Origin of the sequence: Pseudomonas sp. YuFO20, assembly GCF_035064975.1 — a bacterium.
GTDB classification, from domain to species: Bacteria; Pseudomonadota; Gammaproteobacteria; order Pseudomonadales; family Pseudomonadaceae; genus Aquipseudomonas; species Aquipseudomonas putida_AE.
In genome coordinates, this window is record NZ_JAXDEO010000005.1 from 58,424 (window position 1) to 76,367 (window position 17,944).

13 protein-coding genes are annotated in these 17,944 nt (G+C 61.4%); all 13 read right to left on the reverse strand.

Going from position 1 to position 17,944, the window contains the following annotated elements; translation table 11 throughout:
• Nucleotides 1–17: 17 nt before the first annotated feature.
• A complete protein-coding gene (gene mdoH / locus SOP85_RS04275; RefSeq protein WP_323626178.1) occupies nucleotides 18–2,588 on the reverse strand; it encodes a glucans biosynthesis glucosyltransferase MdoH in 2,571 nt (856 codons plus the stop codon).
• Complete coding sequence (locus tag SOP85_RS04280) at nucleotides 2,581–4,398, reverse strand: glucan biosynthesis protein G (protein ID WP_323606497.1); 1,818 nt, start codon at nucleotides 4,396–4,398, stop codon at nucleotides 2,581–2,583. The genes mdoH and SOP85_RS04280 overlap by 8 nt, the downstream gene beginning before the upstream one ends.
• Before the next feature lie 320 nt (nucleotides 4,399–4,718).
• Nucleotides 4,719–5,156: a D-aminoacyl-tRNA deacylase gene (gene dtd / locus SOP85_RS04285; protein ID WP_323626179.1), complete on the reverse strand. Its 438-nt coding sequence runs from the start codon at nucleotides 5,154–5,156 to the stop codon at nucleotides 4,719–4,721.
• The gene (gene pip / locus SOP85_RS04290) at nucleotides 5,153–6,124 is read right to left on the reverse strand and encodes a prolyl aminopeptidase (protein ID WP_274076124.1); all 972 of its coding nucleotides are present in this window, start codon (nucleotides 6,122–6,124) and stop codon (nucleotides 5,153–5,155) included. Before pip ends, dtd begins: the two co-directional genes overlap by 4 nt.
• Nucleotides 6,125–6,321: 197 nt before the next feature.
• The gene (hutG, locus tag SOP85_RS04295; protein ID WP_274076125.1) at nucleotides 6,322–7,125 is read right to left on the reverse strand and encodes an N-formylglutamate deformylase; all 804 of its coding nucleotides are present in this window, start codon (nucleotides 7,123–7,125) and stop codon (nucleotides 6,322–6,324) included.
• A gap of 10 nt (nucleotides 7,126–7,135) precedes the next feature.
• On the reverse strand, nucleotides 7,136–8,341 hold the full coding sequence (gene hutI, locus SOP85_RS04300) for an imidazolonepropionase (protein ID WP_274076126.1): 1,206 nt from the start codon (nucleotides 8,339–8,341) through the stop codon (nucleotides 7,136–7,138).
• Between the two features lie 99 nt (nucleotides 8,342–8,440).
• Nucleotides 8,441–9,979 carry a histidine ammonia-lyase gene (gene hutH, locus SOP85_RS04305; RefSeq protein WP_323626181.1) on the reverse strand — a complete coding sequence of 513 codons (1,539 nt, stop codon included), beginning with the start codon at nucleotides 9,977–9,979 and terminating at the stop codon, nucleotides 8,441–8,443.
• Nucleotides 9,980–10,090: 111 nt separating this feature from the next.
• Nucleotides 10,091–11,614, reverse strand: coding sequence for a histidine ammonia-lyase (gene hutH, locus SOP85_RS04310; protein ID WP_274076128.1), 1,524 nt, complete (start codon nucleotides 11,612–11,614; stop codon nucleotides 10,091–10,093).
• Nucleotides 11,615–11,746: 132 nt separating this feature from the next.
• Nucleotides 11,747–12,577 (reverse strand): quaternary amine ABC transporter ATP-binding protein, encoded by an 831-nt coding sequence (locus tag SOP85_RS04315; protein ID WP_052760638.1) that lies wholly within the window; start codon nucleotides 12,575–12,577, stop codon nucleotides 11,747–11,749.
• Nucleotides 12,574–13,425, reverse strand: coding sequence for an ABC transporter permease (locus tag SOP85_RS04320; protein ID WP_007989253.1), 852 nt, complete (start codon nucleotides 13,423–13,425; stop codon nucleotides 12,574–12,576). Before SOP85_RS04320 ends, SOP85_RS04315 begins: the two co-directional genes overlap by 4 nt.
• Nucleotides 13,426–13,495: 70 nt before the next feature.
• Entirely contained in the window at nucleotides 13,496–14,464 is a 969-nt protein-coding gene (locus SOP85_RS04325) for an ABC transporter substrate-binding protein (RefSeq protein ID WP_274076129.1), read from the reverse strand.
• 69 nt (nucleotides 14,465–14,533) lie between these two features.
• Nucleotides 14,534–16,003: a purine-cytosine permease family protein gene (locus SOP85_RS04330; RefSeq protein ID WP_323626183.1), complete on the reverse strand. Its 1,470-nt coding sequence runs from the start codon at nucleotides 16,001–16,003 to the stop codon at nucleotides 14,534–14,536.
• Between the two features lie 147 nt (nucleotides 16,004–16,150).
• The gene (gene hutU, locus SOP85_RS04335) at nucleotides 16,151–17,818 is read right to left on the reverse strand and encodes a urocanate hydratase (RefSeq protein ID WP_323626184.1); all 1,668 of its coding nucleotides are present in this window, start codon (nucleotides 17,816–17,818) and stop codon (nucleotides 16,151–16,153) included.
• Nucleotides 17,819–17,944 lie beyond the last annotated feature (126 nt).

Here is a 17,944-nt window from a genome sequence, read left to right on the forward strand (position 1 = left end):
TCAAGCGGGGCTTTTCATCAGGCCACCTGTGCCTGCACACTCAAAGGCTGCAGCGGCAACAGCGGTGCATGCGGATCGGCCTGGACCGATTTGCGCCATGCGCCCAGCCACTCCGGATGACCTTCGCTCCAGACCTGCTCATGCAAGCGAGCCAATGCCACCGGGTCGCTCAGCAGCTGTACACGCTCATTGTTGGTCAGGCCTTCAGGCCCGACTTTCATGGCGTGGCGGACACGCTCGACCCGCAGCCATTCGATCGGCTCGGCCTCACGGTGACGCGAGGTCGCCAGCGAGCACGCCAGGGCGTTCTGCTGTGGATCGACCACCGCACGGACAAAGCCGTCGTTCAACGCATGCCAGCGGTTTTCGTGGGTGTACTGGTCGGTGGCCAGCAGTGCCTGCGGTGGATTGTATTCCTCAGGAATCAGGAACAGGTTCTCGTCACGGGACTTGAGGCCCAGGCCGACACGGCTGGAAATCACCGACACCGGGATCGACAGCATCAACGATCCGACGATCGGCACCAGCCACCACAGGAAGCTCGGGTTCAACCAGATCACCAGCAACGCCCAGAAAAAGCCCAGCAAGGTCTGCGGCCCGTGACGCTTGACCGCTTCGCTCCACGGCGTGGAGTCGTCGTCACGTTGCGGCGAGTTCCAGGTCGCGGCCCAGCCGAGGAACGCGGCGAGCACGAAGCGGGTGTGGAAAATCATCCGCACCGGCGCCAGCAGCATGGAGAACAGCATTTCCAGGAACATCGACAGCGTCACCTTGAACTTGCCGCCGAACTCTTTTGCGCCCTTGGCCCAGATCAGGATGATGCTCAACAGCTTCGGCAGGAACAGCAGCACGACTGTGGTCGAGAACAGCGCGATCGCCTTGTCCGGGTGCCATTGTGGCCACAGCGGATAAAGCTGGCGAGGTTCGAGGAAGTACTGCGGCTCCATCAGCGTGTTGACTGCCAATAGCGCGGTGGACAGCACCAGGAAGAAGAACCACAACGGCGCGGACAGGTAGGACATCACGCCGGTGAGGAACACCGCACGGTGCACCGGGTGCATGCCCTTGACCAGGAACAGGCGGAAGTTCATCAGGTTGCCGTGGCACCAGCGACGGTCGCGCTTGAGTTCGTCCAGCAGGTTCGGCGGCAGCTCTTCGTAGCTGCCCGGCAAGTCATAGGCAATCCACACGCCCCAGCCGGCACGGCGCATCAGCGCAGCTTCGACGAAGTCGTGGGACAGGATCGCACCGGCGAACGCGCCTTTGCCCGGCAACGGCGCCAGGGCGCAGTGCTCGATGAACGGCTTCATGCGGATGATCGCGTTGTGACCCCAGTAGTGGGATTCGCCCAACTGCCAGAAGTGCAGGCCGGCGGTGAACAGCGGACCGTACACACGAGTGGCGAACTGCTGCATGCGTGCATACAGGGTGTCCATGCCCGACGCACGTGGCGCGGTCTGGATGATCCCGGCGTCCGGCGTGGCTTCCATCAGGCGTACCAGACTGGTCAGGCACTCGCCGCTCATCACCGAGTCGGCGTCGAGCACGACCATGTACTTGTAGTCACCACCCCAGCGACGGCAGAAGTCGTCGAGGTTGCCGCTCTTACGCTTCACACGGCGACGGCGACGGCGATAGAAGATCTTGCCGAAGCCCTTGGCTTCGCGGCAGACGTCCAGCCAGGCCTGCTGTTCGGCGACGCAGATGTCGGCGTCGTTACTGTCGCTGAGGACAAAGAAGTCAAAGCGATCCAGGTCACCCGTGGCGGCTACCGACTCGAACGTTGCACGCAGGCCGGCGAATACCCGAGGCACGTCTTCATTGCAGATCGGCATCACCAGTGCGGTGCGCGCGTCCTTCGGAATCGGCTCGTTGCCGGCACTTTTACCGGAGATACGGTATTTATCGTGACCGGTGAGCAACTCGAGGAAGCCCATCAGCGCGGTCCAGAAACCGGCCGAGACCCAGCAGAACAGAATCCCGAACAGGATCAGGATGCTGGTCTGCAACGCATACGGCAGCACTTGCGTGGCGGTTTGCAGCAACGGTTGGTGCAGGACTTCTTCGAGGTCGACGAACGACCAGCCCTGGTACGGCATGAGGCCTTTCATGAACCAGCCGGCGACGATGGTCTGGCCGAGCATCAGTACCAACAGGATGTAGCGACGGATCGAACCGACCGTGCGCCAGCGCGCTGCCGGCAATACGTTCTCATCCTTCGGCGGCTTCGGCGGGTTGGTGCGGCCGGTCAGGCGTCGCCAGCCTCGCACCAGGATATTGGTCCGCCACGGTTCCGGCACGACCTTGGTCCGGCGAATTGGCGGGGTCGCCTTGAGGACGACCCGACCACTGACGTCGAGCGCCAGCATTTCGGCGTCCTGCAATTCTTCGGCGGTGCTCAGGGTCAGGCGCTTGCCGACCGATGCCTGGGCGGCCTCGGCCGGAGCGTCGAATGTGGAAGACGACAGACGCTCGTGCAATTCGCTGAAGGACCGGCAGCCCGCGAGTTCCGCGCGCTGCTGGTCGGTCATTGGCAGATGTGCCAGATACTCGGAAAGCGTCTCTGGCTGTACTTGAGAATTACTCATCGGCAGGCAACTGATAGCTCCAGGTCTCGGTCAGGACTTCTTCAGTCGATGCCGATTCCGGTGTGGCTTGGGCCGCGTCAGCAGCAGCAGGCTGCTTGGCGTCTTTGTTGTTCGCCGCATCCTTGGCATCTGCAACTGGCTTGGCTTCGGCCTGCTTGGCTTCGGCGGCCTTCGCTTCCTTGTCGGCTTTCTCCGCTTGCTTGGCAGCAACCTTGTCTGCCTTGGCAACGGAAGAGTTAGACACTGGAAGCGAAGTCTTGGCCAGATCGGCTGGCACGATGTTCTGCACCAGTGCAGCACGCATCTCGGTGGACTTGCTCGGGTCCTTGATCTTCATGCGCAGGGTCAGGCGCCAGCCCTTGGTTTCAGGGTTGTAGCGCACGCTGTTCTCGACCAGTTCGGCGTTTTCGCCGACGCTGACCTGGCTGCGCACATCGGTATCCGGTGCCAGTGCCGCCAGGGAAGGACCTTCAAAGTCCACCAGATAGGCAACGCTGCCGTCCGGCTGACGAATCAGGTTCGACTGCTTGACGTCACCGGTGGATTTCAGGGTCTGGCTGACCCAGGCACTGTCCGGTGCGTGCAGCGCCGCTTCGTCCATGGTCCAGTGCATGCGATAGGCGAAGTCCAGCGGCTGGCCTGGCTCCGGCATCTTCTCCGGGCTCCAGAAAGCCACGATATTGTCGTTGGTTTCGTCGGCGGTCGGAATCTCTACCAGATCGACGGAGCCCTTGCCCCAGTCGCCCTTCGGTTCGATCCAGGCGCTTGGGCGCTTGTCGTAGCGGTCGTCGAGGTCTTCGTAGTGGCTGAAGTCACGGCCACGTTGCAGCAAGCCAAAGCCGCGCGGGTTCTCGACCGAGAAGTTGCTCACTGCCAGGTGTTTCGGGTTGTTCAGCGGACGCCAGATCCACTCGCCGTTGCCGGCATGGATTGCGAGGCCGCTGGAATCGTGCAATTCACGGCGATAGTTGAGCACTTTCGACGGCTGGTTGGCGCCGAACAGGAACATGCTGGTCAGTGGTGCGATGCCCAGTTTGCCGACCTTGTCACGCAGGAACATCTGCGCCTTGACGTCGACAATGGTGTCGCTGCCCGGACGCAGGGTCAGGCGATAGGCACCGGTGGCCCGTGGCGAATCCAGCAGGGCGAAGATCACCAGGTGCTTGTCGCCCGGTTTTGGCTGTTGAATCCAGAACTCGCGAAAACGCGGGAATTCTTCGCCGGACGGCAAGGCGGTATCGATCGCCATGCCGCGAGCGGACAAACCGTAGACGTGACCCTTGCCAACAACGCGGAAGTAGCTCGCGCCAAGCATGGTCATTATTTCGTCTTGCTTGTCAGCCTTGTTGACCGGGTACAGCACACGGAAACCGGCATAACCGAGTTGTTCGGTGGCCTTGGGATCGAACTTGACGTCGCCGAAATCGAAACGACTTGGGTCGTACTTGATCTCTTCGACGCTGTTCGCCGTGATTTCGTTGATTTTCACCGGCGTATCGAAATGCATGCCCTGGTGATAGAACGAAAGCTTGAACGGGGTCTTCTGATCGGCCCATTCGGCTTTTTCAGTCAGGAAGCGAATTTTCTGATAGTCGGCGAATTTCATCTCGCGAAATTCGTTCGGCAGGTTGCTGCGCGGCGCTTCGTACTTTTGCCCGGCCAGCTCTTTTGCCTTTACCGATACATCATCCAGATTGAATGCCCAAAGCTGGCCGGCGCTGAGCAGGCACAGGAGTGCCGAGCCCGCTACCAATGCGCTACGAAACCGTTTGGCAGTCAATTTTGGTGCGTTACAGGGACTAACAATCACGAGCAACCCTCGCCGAAAACAGATCAAAAAACCAACGGCCAGTTAAAGGGCCTGTAGGCATCCGGTGGGAAAAAACCGGTCCTGCAGACCACTCTTGCCAAGTTGGCGAGCATTGTTCCGACTCCGCTGGGGCAAAATGATTCCCCAATCGGATCCGGACAAGTCTCTACCTAAGTCAAAATGGACCAACGAACGCTGATCCCCGTAGCGCGCGATTATCTAGTAGGCCGCGTTACAACGCATCAGGGGTAACAAAGTATTTATCGGGGAAAACGCCTGTTTTCAGTCGAAAAGCGCTTAAAAAGATGTTTCAAACGCTTTCAGGTCTGTAACAGGAAGGTGACCGGGCCGTCATTGACCAGGTGCACCTGCATATCCGCGCCGAATCTACCTGATGCCACAGTGCCATGCACCTGTTTCGCTTTGCATAATAGATAGTCGAACAGCTCCTCGCCCAAGGCCGGAGGGGCCGCGGTCGAAAAACTCGGACGCAGCCCGCTCTTGGTGTCGGCGGCCAGGGTGAACTGCGAGACCAGCAGCAACCCCCCACCCACATCCGCCAGGGACAGGTTCATCTTGCCCTCAGCGTCGCTGAACACTCGATAGTTAAGCAGCTTATTGAGAAGTTTGTCGGCGCTGGCCCGCGTGTCGTCCGGCTCGACGGCTACCAGCACCAGCAAACCCTGGTCGACCGTGCCGACCACCTCCCCCGCCACCTCGACTCGCGCGCCGCGCACGCGTTGCAGCAGACCTTTCATGCTTCTTCGGGGGCGAGGTCGAGCAAGCGCCGCGCCATTTTATCGGCAGCACGCACCAATGCATCGGTAATGCCCGGTTCGGCAGCGGCATGGCCCGCGTCACGGATGATTTGCAGTTCGCTATTGGGCCAGGCCTGGTGCAGTTCCCAGGCGTTATCCAGCGGGCAGATCACGTCATAGCGACCGTGGACGATCACTCCTGGCAAATGAGCGATCTTGCCCATGTCGCGAATCAGCTGGTTCGGTTCAAGGAAGGCATTGTTGGTGAAATAGTGGCATTCGATACGGGCGATGGACAACGCACGCTGCGGCTCGGAGAAACGATCGACGACCATCGGGTTCGGACGCAGGGTGGCGGTGCGACCTTCCCAGGTGGACCAGGCCTTGGCCGCGTGCATCTGGGCGATCTGGTCGTTGCCGGTCAGGCGTTTGTGGAAGGCGTTGAGCAGGTCATGGCGCTCGTCCGCCGGGATCGGCGCAATGTAGTCCTGCCAGTAATCCGGGAACAGGCGACTGGCGCCCGCTTGATAGAACCATTCGATTTCCTGCGGGCGGCAGAGAAAAATCCCGCGCAGGATCAGCCCGTGTACGCGCTCCGGATGGGTTTGCGCGTAGGCCAGCGCCAGGGTCGAACCCCAGGAACCGCCGAACAGCACCCACTTGTCGATGCCCAGGTGCTGGCGGATCCGCTCGAGGTCGGCGACCAGGTCCCAGGTGGTGTTGTTTTCCAGACTCGCGTGGGGGGTGGAACGACCGCAACCGCGCTGGTCGAAGGTGACAATGCGGTACAGGTTGGGATCGAAGTAACAGCGACTCGCGGCATCGCAACCGGCACCGGGGCCGCCGTGAATGAACACCACCGGCAAACCTTTCGGCGAACCGCTTTCGTCGACATACAGCGTGTGGGTCTCGTCGACGGCCAGATCGTGCCGGGCGTGGGGTTTGATCTGTGGGTACAAAGTCTGCATTGCGCGCTCCGTAAGGGGTCGAGGTCATCCCTGGGGGGACTTCTATTATTCTGCCGTTGGGCATCATAAACCCGAATTACGTCAATGAGCATGCCCCCTGTAGGAGCTGCCGCAGGCTGCGATCTTTTGATTCTGATTTTTCAAGATCAAAAGATCGCAGCCTGCGGCAGCTCCTACCGGGGGAATTGCGTTGGCATTCAGCGTTTGTAGCGTTCCTTACCCCACGCGAGCAAACCTTGTAACAACTCTTTCAATACCACCCGCGTCGGCTCCGCCAGGTCCGGCCGATAACGGAACGGCTCGAACTCTTCCATGTACGTGCACTGCCCCAGCTCCAGTTGCACGGCGTGAATGTTTTCTGCCGGATTACCGTAATGCCGGGTGATGTGGCCGCCTTTGAAGCGTCCGTTCAACACATGGCTGTAATCCGGATGACCGGCGCAGATGGCTTCCAGCTGCGAGGCCAGCTGCGGATCGCAACTGGCGCCATTGAAGGTACCGAGGTTGAAGTCCGGCAGCTTGCCGTCGAACAGGTGCGGGATGATCGAGCGGATCGAGTGCGCATCGAACAACAGCGCGTAGCCGAACTCGGCTTTCAGTCGCGCCAGCTCGTTCTGCAAGGTGCTGTGGTACGGCGTCCAGATCTGCTCCAGGTAGGTTGCACGTTCATCGGCAGAGGGCTCAAGGCCTTCGCGGAACAACGGGATGCCGTCGAACAGTGTCGCCGGGTACAGACCGGTGGTGGCGCCGACATACAAAGGCTTGTCGTCGGACGGCCGGTTCAGGTCGATGACGAATCGCGAATACTCGGCGGCCAGGGTGCTGGCACCCAGCTCGGCGGCGAAATCGTAAAGCTTCGGGATGTGCCAGTCGGTGTCCGGCAGGCTTTTCGCGTCGGGGATCAATCCCGCTTCGACCGCCGGGGTCAGGCGCACGCCGGCGTGGGGCATGCTGATCAGCAGCGGCACGCGGCCTTGTTTGAAGTTCAGAACCTTATCCACAACAGATCTCCTACAGACTTGATTCGACGCCGTGGCGCACGACGCGTTTTTCCAGGTCTCCGCCCAGCCAGTAGCACAGGTCGGCCGGGCGATCGATGTGCCAGGCAACGAAATCCGCAACCTTGCCGGCCTCAAGCGAACCGTGGGTGTCAGCCATGCCCAACGCGGTCGCGGCATGGAGGGTCGCGCCAGCCAGGGCCTCTTCCGGGGTCATGCGGAAACAGGTACAGGCCATGTTCAGCATCAGGCGCAACGACAGCGCCGGCGAGGTGCCGGGGTTGAGGTCGGTGGCGATGGCGATTTTCACGCCGTGCTTGCGCAAGGCCTCCATCGGCGGCAACTGGGTCTCGCGCAGGAAGTAGAAGGCGCCGGGCAGCAACACCGCCACTGTGCCGGACTTGGCCATGGCGATGGCGTCGTCTTCGGTCATGAATTCCAGATGATCGGCCGACAGTGCGTGGTAACGCGCCGCCAGGCTCGAACCGTGCAGGGACGAAAGTTGCTCGGCGTGCAGCTTCACCGGCAGGCCCAGTTCCTGGGCGGTGATGAATACGCGCTCGACCTGGGCAGGTGAAAACGCCAGGTATTCACAGAACGCATCCACCGCGTCCACCAGCCCTTCGGCGGCCAGGGCCGGGAGCATGTCGCTGCAGATGTGATCGATGTAATCGTCGGCGCGATCGGCATATTCCGGTGGCAAGGCGTGAGCCGCCAGGCAGGTGCTGCGCACGCTGACCGGCAGTTCGGCGCCAAGGCGACGCGCTACACGCAGCATCTTGCGTTCGTTGGCGAGGTCGAGGCCGTATCCGGATTTGATCTCGATGCTGGTGACGCCATCGCGCATCAGGCTTTTCAGACGCTTGGCGGCGCTGGCGAACAGCTCGTCTTCGCTGGCCGCGCGAGTGGCACGCACGGTGCTGGCGATGCCGCCGCCGCTGGCGGCGATTTCCGCGTAGCTGACGCCTTGCAGGCGCTGCTCGAATTCACCGCTGCGGTTACCGCCGAACACCGTGTGGGTGTGGCAGTCGATCAGGCCTGGCGTGACCCAGGCCCCATTCAAATCATTGACCGCCGGGTATTCGCCCGCCGGCAGTTCAGCGCGCGGGCCGACCCACTCGATGAGCGCACCGGACGTCACGATGGCCGCGTCCTCGATGATCGAGTAGACGCCTTGCGCCATGGTTGCGACGTGGCAGTGTTGCCAGAGGGTTTTCATCCCAAATCCTCGTGTTATTCAAAATCGATTCGCGAGCAAGCCCGCTCCCACATTGGAATGCGTTCTCCTGTGGGAGCGGGCTTGCTCGCGAAGAGGCCCTTACAGGCTAGGAAGCAACTTCGCCGATACCAGCTCGTTCAAGCAACGCGAAGCCAGCAACTCGCTCGCAGCGTTGATGTCCGGCGCAAAGAAACGGTCCTTCTCATAGAACGGCACTTCGTTACGCAGAATCGCCCGGGCCTTTTCCAGTTTCGGCGAGCTCTTCAGGCCGTTGCGCAAATCCAGGCCCTGCACTGCCGCCAGCCATTCAACGGCGAGAATCCCACGGGTGTTTTCGGCCATTTCCCACAGACGCTTGCCAGCCGCAGGAGCCATCGATACGTGGTCTTCCTGGTTGGCGGAAGTCGGCAGGCTGTCCACCGAATGCGGATGGGACAGCGCCTTGTTTTCGCTGGCCAGTGCCGCGGCGGTCACCTGGGCGATCATGAAGCCGGAGTTCACGCCACCGTTAGCCACCAGGAACGGCGGCAGTTGCGACATGTGCTTGTCCATCATCAGCGAGATACGGCGCTCGCTCAGGGAGCCGATTTCAGCGATGGCCAGGGCCATGTTGTCAGCAGCCATGGCCACCGGTTCGGCGTGGAAGTTACCGCCGGAAATCACGTCGCCTTCAGAGGCGAAGACCAGCGGGTTGTCCGATACGGCGTTGGCTTCGATGGCCAGCACTTCGGCGGCCTGACGGAACTGGGTCAGGCACGCGCCCATGACTTGCGGCTGGCAGCGCAGGGAGTACGGGTCCTGGACCTTATCGCAGTTTTCATGAGAGTCGGAGACTTCACTGCGCTCACCCAGCAGGTCGCGGTAAGCGGCAGCGGCGTCGATCTGGCCTTTCTGGCCACGGGCAGCATGGATACGTGCGTCGAACGGCGAGCGCGAGCCCAACACCGCTTCAACGGTCAGGCCACCCAGTGCCAAGGCACCGGCGAACAGGTCTTCGCCTTCGAACAGGCCACGCAGGGCAAACGCGGTGGAAACCTGAGTGCCGTTGAGCAGCGCCAGGCCTTCTTTCGCCGCCAGGGTCAGCGGGGTCAGACCAGCAACTTTCAGCGCTTCGGTGGCTTCCATCCACTCGCCTTTGTAGCGAGCCTTGCCTTCACCCAGCAGCACCAGCGACATGTGGGCCAGAGGGGCCAGGTCACCGGAGGCACCCACCGAACCTTTCAGCGGGATGTGCGGATAAACCTCGGCGTTGATCAGGGCGATCAGCGCATCGATGACTACCCGGCGGATACCGGAGAAACCACGGCTCAGGCTGTTGACCTTGAGCACCATGATCAGGCGCACCAGGTCGTCGCTGATCGGCTGGCCGACACCGGCCGCGTGGGACAGCACCAGCGAGCGTTGCAGGTTTTCCAGATCTTCGCTGGCGATGCGGGTCGAGGCCAGCAGACCGAAACCGGTGTTGATGCCGTAGGCGGTACGGTTCTCGGCGAGAATCTGTTCCACGCAGGCAACGCTGGCTTCGATCTGGGCCGCGGCGCTGTTGTCGAGGGTCAGTTTCACCGGTTGCAGATACACGTCACGCAGTTGGGCGAGGGTCAGTTGGCCAGGGATCAAATTAAGCGCAGTCACATTCATTCTCCTTTTGAGAGTTTTTATTAACTAACCAGACGCTCCGGAGATGTCCGTTGTCCGTCGCTTCCCACCTTTTGGGGGGCTGGCGCCTTGGCACGCTGGCTTATTTAGAAATCAGTTCAGGTTCGGCAAAGCCTTGCGCAGCAAATTCGGTTCTTTCAAAACCCCAGCAGCGGCAGCGATGTCCGGCGCCAGCCAACGGTCCTGATCGTAAGCCGGGACGCGCTGACGCAGCAGACGCCACGCCGCATCTGTGCCAGCGCCGAAACGCTGTTCTTTCAGGAACTCGAACGCCTGGGCTGCCAGCAGGTACTCGATGGCGAGGATCTGTGTGCAGTTTTCCAGGGCACGATGCAGCTTCAGCGCGGCGTTGGTGCCCAGGCTCAGGTGATCTTCCTGCAGGCCGGAGGTGACGTAGTTGTCGAGTACCGCCGGTTGCGCCAATTGGCGGTTTTCTGCACACAGCGAGGCAGCGACGTATTGCACGATCATCATCCCGGAGTTCACGCCCGGGTTGGCCACCAGAAACGCCGGCAGACCGCTGACATGCGGGTTGATCAAACGGTCGAGACGACGCTCGGCGATGGAGCCGATTTCGGCCATGGCGATGGCCAGCAGGTCTGCCGCCAGCGCCACGGACTGGCCGTGCGGGTTAGCCTGGGAAACGACGCGGTAGTTGTCCGCGGTGCCCAGCACCAGCGGGTTGTCGGTGGCGCTGTTGAGTTCGGTTTCGATCTGCCGGGTCGCGTGCAGCAACTGGTCGCGAGCAGCACCGTGCACCTGCGGAATCGATCGAATGCTCAAGGCATCCTGCGTGCGAATGCCCTTGCTCTGGGCAATCACTTCGCTGCCGTCGAGCAACGCACGCAGGTTGATGCCGACCTGCTGCATGCCCGGGTGCGGCTTGAGCGCGATGATTTCGGCATCGAACGCGTCGATCTGCCCGCGCTGGGCCTCGAAGCTCATGGCACCGATCACATCGGCCCATTCCAGCAGGTGCGTGGCATCGGCAATGGCCAGGCAACTCAGGCCGGTCATGCAGGGCGTACCGTTGACCAGGCACAGACCATCCTTGGCACCCAGCTTGACCGGTTGCAGCCCTTCTTCGGCCAGGGCCTGCTGCGCGCAAACGATCTGCCCGCGATAGCTGACATTGCCGACACCCAGCAATGCGATACCGATGTGGGCCATGTGGGTCAGGTAGCCTACGGAGCCCTGGGATGGCACTTGCGGGGTGATGCCACGGTTGAGCAACGCCAGCAGCGCTTCGACCACCTGGCGGTGCAGGCCGGATTTGCCGTGGCTGTAGTTGACGACGGCGGCGCACATGATCGAGCGGGTCTGCTCGTTGCTCAGCGGCGCGCCGACGCCACAGGCGTGGCTGAGCAAGGTGTTGCGCGACAACTGGCTGAGCTGTTCGTCCTGCAGCGAAACGTTGCACAGTGCGCCCAGCCCGGTGTTGATGCCGTAGGCGCGCTCGCCGCTGCTGACGATGCGCTGGACGATGGCCTGGGCGTTTTCAATCCGCGCCCAGATCGGCGCCGACAGCTCGAGTTGCGCGCCATGACGGGCGACGGCGACCACGTCCTGCCAGGTGACCTGCTTCTCGGTGATAACGATTTTTTCAGCCTGGGACATCTTCAACCTCATCCAAATATTGATGCAGCTTCACCGCCGCCTTCGCTGGCAAGCCAGCTGCTACAGGGGATTGCGTACACCTTGTAGGAGCTGGCTTGCCAGCGAAGAGGCCAGCACATTCACCGCAAATCTTTAAACCACCGCTGCCCGACGCTGCACAAAGCGGTCGACATACTCATCCGCCGGCGAATGCAGGATCTCTTTCGGCGTGCCGACCTGGATCAGGCGGCCATCCTTGAGAATCGCGATGCGGTTGCCGATGCGCACGGCCTCGTCGAGGTCGTGGGTGATGAAGACGATGGTCTTGTGCAGGGTCTTTTGCAGTTCCAGCAACTGGTCCTGCATCTCGGCGCGGATCAGCGGGTCGAGGGCACTGAAGGCTTCGTCCATCAGGATGATGTCGGTGTCCGCCGCCAACGCACGGGCCAGGCCCACACGCTGGCGCATGCCGCCGGAAAGCTGGTGCGGGTATTTGTTTTCGTAGCCCTTGAGGCCCACGGTGTTGATCCAGTGCAGCGCGCGCTCGGCGCACATCTGTTTGCTCTCGCCGCGGATCTTCAAGCCGTAGGCGACGTTGTCCAGCACGCTCTTGTGCGGCAACAGGCCGAAGCTCTGGAACACCATGCTGATCTTGCGACGACGAAATTCGCGCAGGGCTTCCATGTCGTATTGCAGGATGTCCACGCCGTCCACCAGGATCGCGCCGCTGGTCGGGTCGATCAGGCGGTTGAAGTGGCGCACCAGAGTGGATTTGCCGGAACCCGACAGGCCCATGATCACGAAGATCTCGCCGCTGCCGATGCTCAGGGACAGATCGTTCACGCCGACCACGCAGCCGGTTTCGGCCAGCACCTGATCCTTGGTCTTGCCCTGGCCGACCATGGCCAGCGCTTCCTTGGAACGGTTGCCGAAAATCTTGAAGACGTTCTTGACTTCGATCTTGCTCACGGTTGCGTTGTTCATTTGCTCACCTCATGCCGTGCACGACCGTACGCCTGTGTAATGCGGTCGATCACGACGGCCAGAATCACGATCGCCAGACCGGCTTCGAGGCCGCGTCCGACGTTGAGGGTCTGAATCCCCACCAGCACGTCTTCGCCCAGGCCACGGGCACCGATCATCGAGGCGATCACCACCATCGACAGGGCCATCATGGTGGTCTGGTTGATCCCGGCCATGATGCTAGGCAGGGCCAGCGGCAATTGCACGCCGAACAGTTGCTGCCAACGGTTGGCACCGAAGGCGTTGATCGCTTCCATCACCTCGCCGTCAACCTGGCGAATCCCCAGGTCGGTCAGACGGATCAGCGGCGGCGCCGCGTAGATCACGGTGGCGAAAATCGCCGGGACCTTGCCCAGGCCGAACAGCATCAGTACCGGGATCAGGTACACGAAGCTCGGCATGGTCTGCATGATGTCCAGCAACGGCATCAGCACCGAACGCAGGCGATTGCTGCGGGCCGAGAGAATGCCCAGCGGCACGCCGATCAGCACCGAGATGACCGTGGCCACCATCATCAGCGCCAGGGTCTGCATCAGCTTGTCCCAGAGACCGACCGCGCCCACCAGGAACAGCAGGCCGACGATCACGGCGGTGGTCACGACCTTGCGGGTCGCGTGCCAGGCCACGCCCGCCACGATGGCCAGCATCAGCCACCAGGGCGCTGCGCGCAGCAGGCTTTCGAGATTGACGATGGCCCACAACAGGGTGTCGGAGATGTGCCGGAACACGTCGCCGTAGTTGGTGACCAGCGAATCGACCCAACCGTTGACCCAGTCGGCGATGGAAAAGGTAAAGCTTTCGGGAAACATAAGAGACTCTCAATCAAGGGGTTGCGATCAAGCATCCGACTGCCGTCGTCGGCAGCCGGAGAAGCCCAACCTACAAGGCCGCGTCGATTTTCTTGGCTGCGTCTTCGCTCACCCATGCGTGCCAGACTTCAGGATGTTCCTTCAAGAAGATCTTGGCCAGTTTTGGCGACTCGATCCGCTCTTTGGTCATGCGGGCCAGGTTCTGGTTCAGCAGGTCGATTGGCACGTTGACCTTTTCCAGCACGGCCACCAGTTCCGGCGCTTCGTCGTGGAAGGTCTTGGACAGGCCGACCTTGATGGTCACGGTCTTGTTCACGCCTGGTTTCTCTTCCAGCTTCACCACGTCGACCTGGCCCATCAGCGGCGTCGGCGACCAGTAGTAGAACAGGATCGGCTCGCCACGCTTGTAGCTCGACAGCACGGCGGCATCGAGTGCCGGGCCGGTGCCTGGGCGGAAGTTGGTGTAGGTGCTTTCCAGGCCGTAGCTTTTCAGCATTTCGCTGTTGTCCAGCTCACAGGTCCAGCCGGCCGGGCAGTTGTAGAAACGCCCTTTGGAGGGTTCTTCGGCGTCCTTGAACACCGCCGCATATTTGCCCAGGTCGGCAATATTCTTCAGGTCCGGGGTCTTGGCTTCCAGCTTACGCTTGGCATCGCCTTCGATCACATAGCGCGGCACGTACCAGCCTTCGACCGCGCCGACGACCGGAGCACCGACACCGACGACCTTGCCGGCCTTCTCGGCCTTGTTCCAGACCTCGCTGCGGCCCACCCACTCTTCGGCAAACACCTGGATGTCGTTGCTGCCCAGGGCGTTTTCCATGGTGATGGAGTTGCCTGGCAGGCTGTCGGTCTTGCAGTCGTAGCCTTTTTCCAGAACCAGTTGCATCACGTCGGTCAGCAACATGGCGCTTTCCCAGTTCAGGCCGGCGAATTTCACCGGTTTGCCAGACTCGCACCAGCCCGCTGCCTGAGAGGCGCCGGCGCTGGCCAGCAGGCCCATGGATAGCAATGTGGTCAGCAGGGTCTTGTTCGATTTCATTGTAGTGACGCTCCTAATCATGAATTGGCTTACGGCAGTCAAGAGGCATCCAGCCCTGTCCACGTCCAATCAGGCCTGCGCCGCAGCGCGACCGACAGTCTGCTTTTGTTCTGTGACCACGTCCTGCTCGACCGGCAGGATCAAATGATCGGGCACTGAGCCGTGCCATTTTTTCGCACACAGGTAATACAGGGCTGCGGGAACCACCAGGCCGATGATCCAGGAAATATCCACATCGCCCAGGGCCGCCACCAGCGGACCGGTGTAGAACTTGGTGGAGATGAACGGCAGCTGCACCAGCACACCGAAAACATAGACGCTGATACCGAGGGCGTTCCAACGGCCATAGCGACCGTTCGGATCGGACAGCGCCGGCACGTCATAGCGCTCGCGGGTGATGCAGTAGTAGTCCACCAGGTTGATCGCGCTCCATGGCGTAAAGAACGCCAGCAGGAACAGGATGAAGGACTTGAACGCACCGAGGAACGAGTGCTGGCCAAGCAACGCCATCAGGGTCGCAGCACCGACGATGACCAGCACGAAGAGTAGGCGCTGCAAGCGCGATACTTTCAGGTCACCTTGGAAGCCGCTGATGATGGTCGCAATGCACATGAAGCTGCCGTAGGAGTTCAGCGTGGAAATGGTGACCTTGCCGAACGCGATGCTGAAGTACAGCAGCGCAGCGGTGGCACCGGTACCACCCAGGCCAACGATGTAGGCCACTTCGTGGCCGGCGAATTGGCCGTTGGCCGAAGCGGCAGCGAACACGCCGAGGACCATCGCCACCTGCGCACCAATCACCGAACCTGCGCCTGCGGCGAAAAAGGTTTTCACCGAGGAAACCTTGCTCGGCAGGTAGCGAGAGTAGTCAGCCACATAAGGGCCGAAGGCGATCTGCCAGGATGCCGCGAGCGACACCGCGAGCAGGAAACTGCTCCAGCTGAAGTGGCGGATCTGCAACAGCGCGCCAACATCAACCTGGCTGATCAGACGGCTGAACAGATACACAAAGGCAATCACGCCAACGACACTGGCAACACGGCCGATCCAATGGATCACCCGGTAACCGAGCACCGTGACCAGCACGATGACACTGGCGAAAAGAAGGATACCGACGGTGTCGCTGACGCCAAACAACTGGCCCAGCGCCTGGCCGGAAAGCACGGTCCCCGTTGCGGTGAAGCCCAGGTACATCAGGCACACCAGCACGATCGGGATCGCCGCGCCATACACGCCGAACTGCACACGGCTGGAGATCATCTGCGGCAGGCCCAGCTTGGGCCCTTGCGCCGCATGCAGCGCCATGACGCCGCCACCGATCAGTTGGCCGATCAACAGACCGATCAACGACCAGAACACATCACCGCCGAGCACCACGGCCAGGGCCCCGGTGACAATCGCGGTGATTTGCAGGTTGGCACCCATCCACAGGGTGAACTGGCTAAACAGACGACCGTGTCTTTCCGCCTCCGGGATGTAGTCGATCGAGCGCTTCTCGATCAACGGTTTGTTGCCTGCACGTTCGCTGCTGACAGCCATGATTCAACCTCTGTGGATTGTTATTCTGGGTTGGTGATCCCCTGTAGGAGCGAGCTTGCTCGCGAAGGCATCTTTCCTGACACACCTGGGTGCGTCATTCGCTGGCAAGCCAGCTCCTACAGGTTTGCGTCGGCCAAGGCCGGTTTTTTATTTACCGGTAATCATCGGCAGGTTCAGCCCTTGCTCCTTGGCGCAGTCGATCGCGATCTGGTAACCGGCATCGGCATGGCGCATCACGCCGGTCGCCGGGTCGTTGTGCAACACGCGAGCGATACGCTCGGCCGCTTCATCGGTACCGTCGCAGACAATCACCATGCCCGAGTGCTGGGAGAAGCCCATGCCGACGCCGCCGCCGTGGTGCAGGGACACCCAGGTCGCGCCGCTCGCGGTGTTGAGCAGGGCGTTGAGCAGTGGCCAGTCGGACACGGCATCGGAACCGTCCTGCATCGCTTCGGTTTCGCGGTTCGGGCTCGCTACGGAACCGGAGTCCAGGTGGTCGCGACCGATCACGATTGGCGCGGACAGCTCACCGCTGCGCACCATTTCGTTGAACGCCAGGCCCAGCTTGGCGCGCAGGCCCAGGCCTACCCAGCAGATACGTGCCGGCAGACCCTGGAAGCTGATGCGCTCGCGGGCCATGTCCAGCCAGTTGTGCAGGTGGGCGTCGTCCGGGATCAGTTCCTTGACCTTGGCGTCGGTCTTGTAGATGTCTTCGGCGTTGCCCGACAGCGCCGCCCAGCGGAACGGGCCGATGCCACGGCAGAACAGTGGGCGGATGTAGGCCGGTACGAAGCCCGGGAAGTCGAAGGCGTTTTCCACGCCTTCTTCTTGCGCCATCTGGCGGATGTTGTTGCCGTAGTCGAAGGTCGGTACGCCCATTTTCTGGAAGTCCAACATCGCCTTGACGTGTACGGCCATCGATTGCTTGGCGGCTTTGATCACAGCAGCAGGTTCGGTCTGGGCACGAGCGCGGTACTGCTCCCAGGTCCAGCCGGCTGGCAGGTAGCCGTTGAGCGGGTCGTGGGCGCTGGTCTGGTCGGTAACCATGTCCGGGCGCACACCGCGCTTGACCAGTTCCGGCAGGATTTCAGCGGCGTTACCCAGCAGTGCGATAGAGATCGCCTTGCCTTCTTTGGTGTATTTGGCGATGCGGGCCAGCGCGTCGTCGAGGTCTTTGGCTTGCTCGTCGACATAGCGGCTTTTCAGGCGGAAATCGATGCTGACCTGCTGGCATTCGATGTTCAGCGAGCAGGCACCGGCCAGGGTTGCTGCCAGAGGCTGGGCACCGCCCATGCCACCCAGGCCTGCGGTCAGTACCCACTTGCCTTTGAGGTCATCGTTGTAGTGCTGGCGACCGGCTTCGACGAAGGTTTCGTAGGTGCCCTGGACGATGCCCTGGCTGCCGATGTAGATCCAGCTGCCGGCGGTCATCTGGCCGTACATGGCCAGGCCCTTGGCGTCGAGTTCGTTGAAGTGCTCCCAGCTCGCCCAGTGCGGTACCAGGTTGGAGTTGGCGATCAGTACACGCGGGGCGTTGGCGTGGGTCTTGAACACGCCGACCGGCTTGCCGGATTGCACCAGCAGGGTTTCGTCGTCGTTCAGGTTGGTCAGGCTTTCGACGATCTTGTCGTAGCACTCCCAGTTACGTGCCGCACGACCGATACCACCGTAAACCACCAGTTCTTTAGGGTTCTCGGCGACTTCAGGGTCGAGGTTGTTCATCAGCATGCGCAGCGGCGCTTCGGTCAGCCAGCTCTTGGCGGTCAGCTTGTTACCGCGGGCAGCGCGGATTTCAACGTCACGAAATTTAGTCACGAAAAGAACTCCTCAGCAATCAATCCAAAAACCAACCCAGGCAGTGGGCGAGCAAGCCAATGGGCATCAGTGCACACCGGCAAATCAGTGGACGATGGTTGAGTCCTCGTGACTCATACGCATACG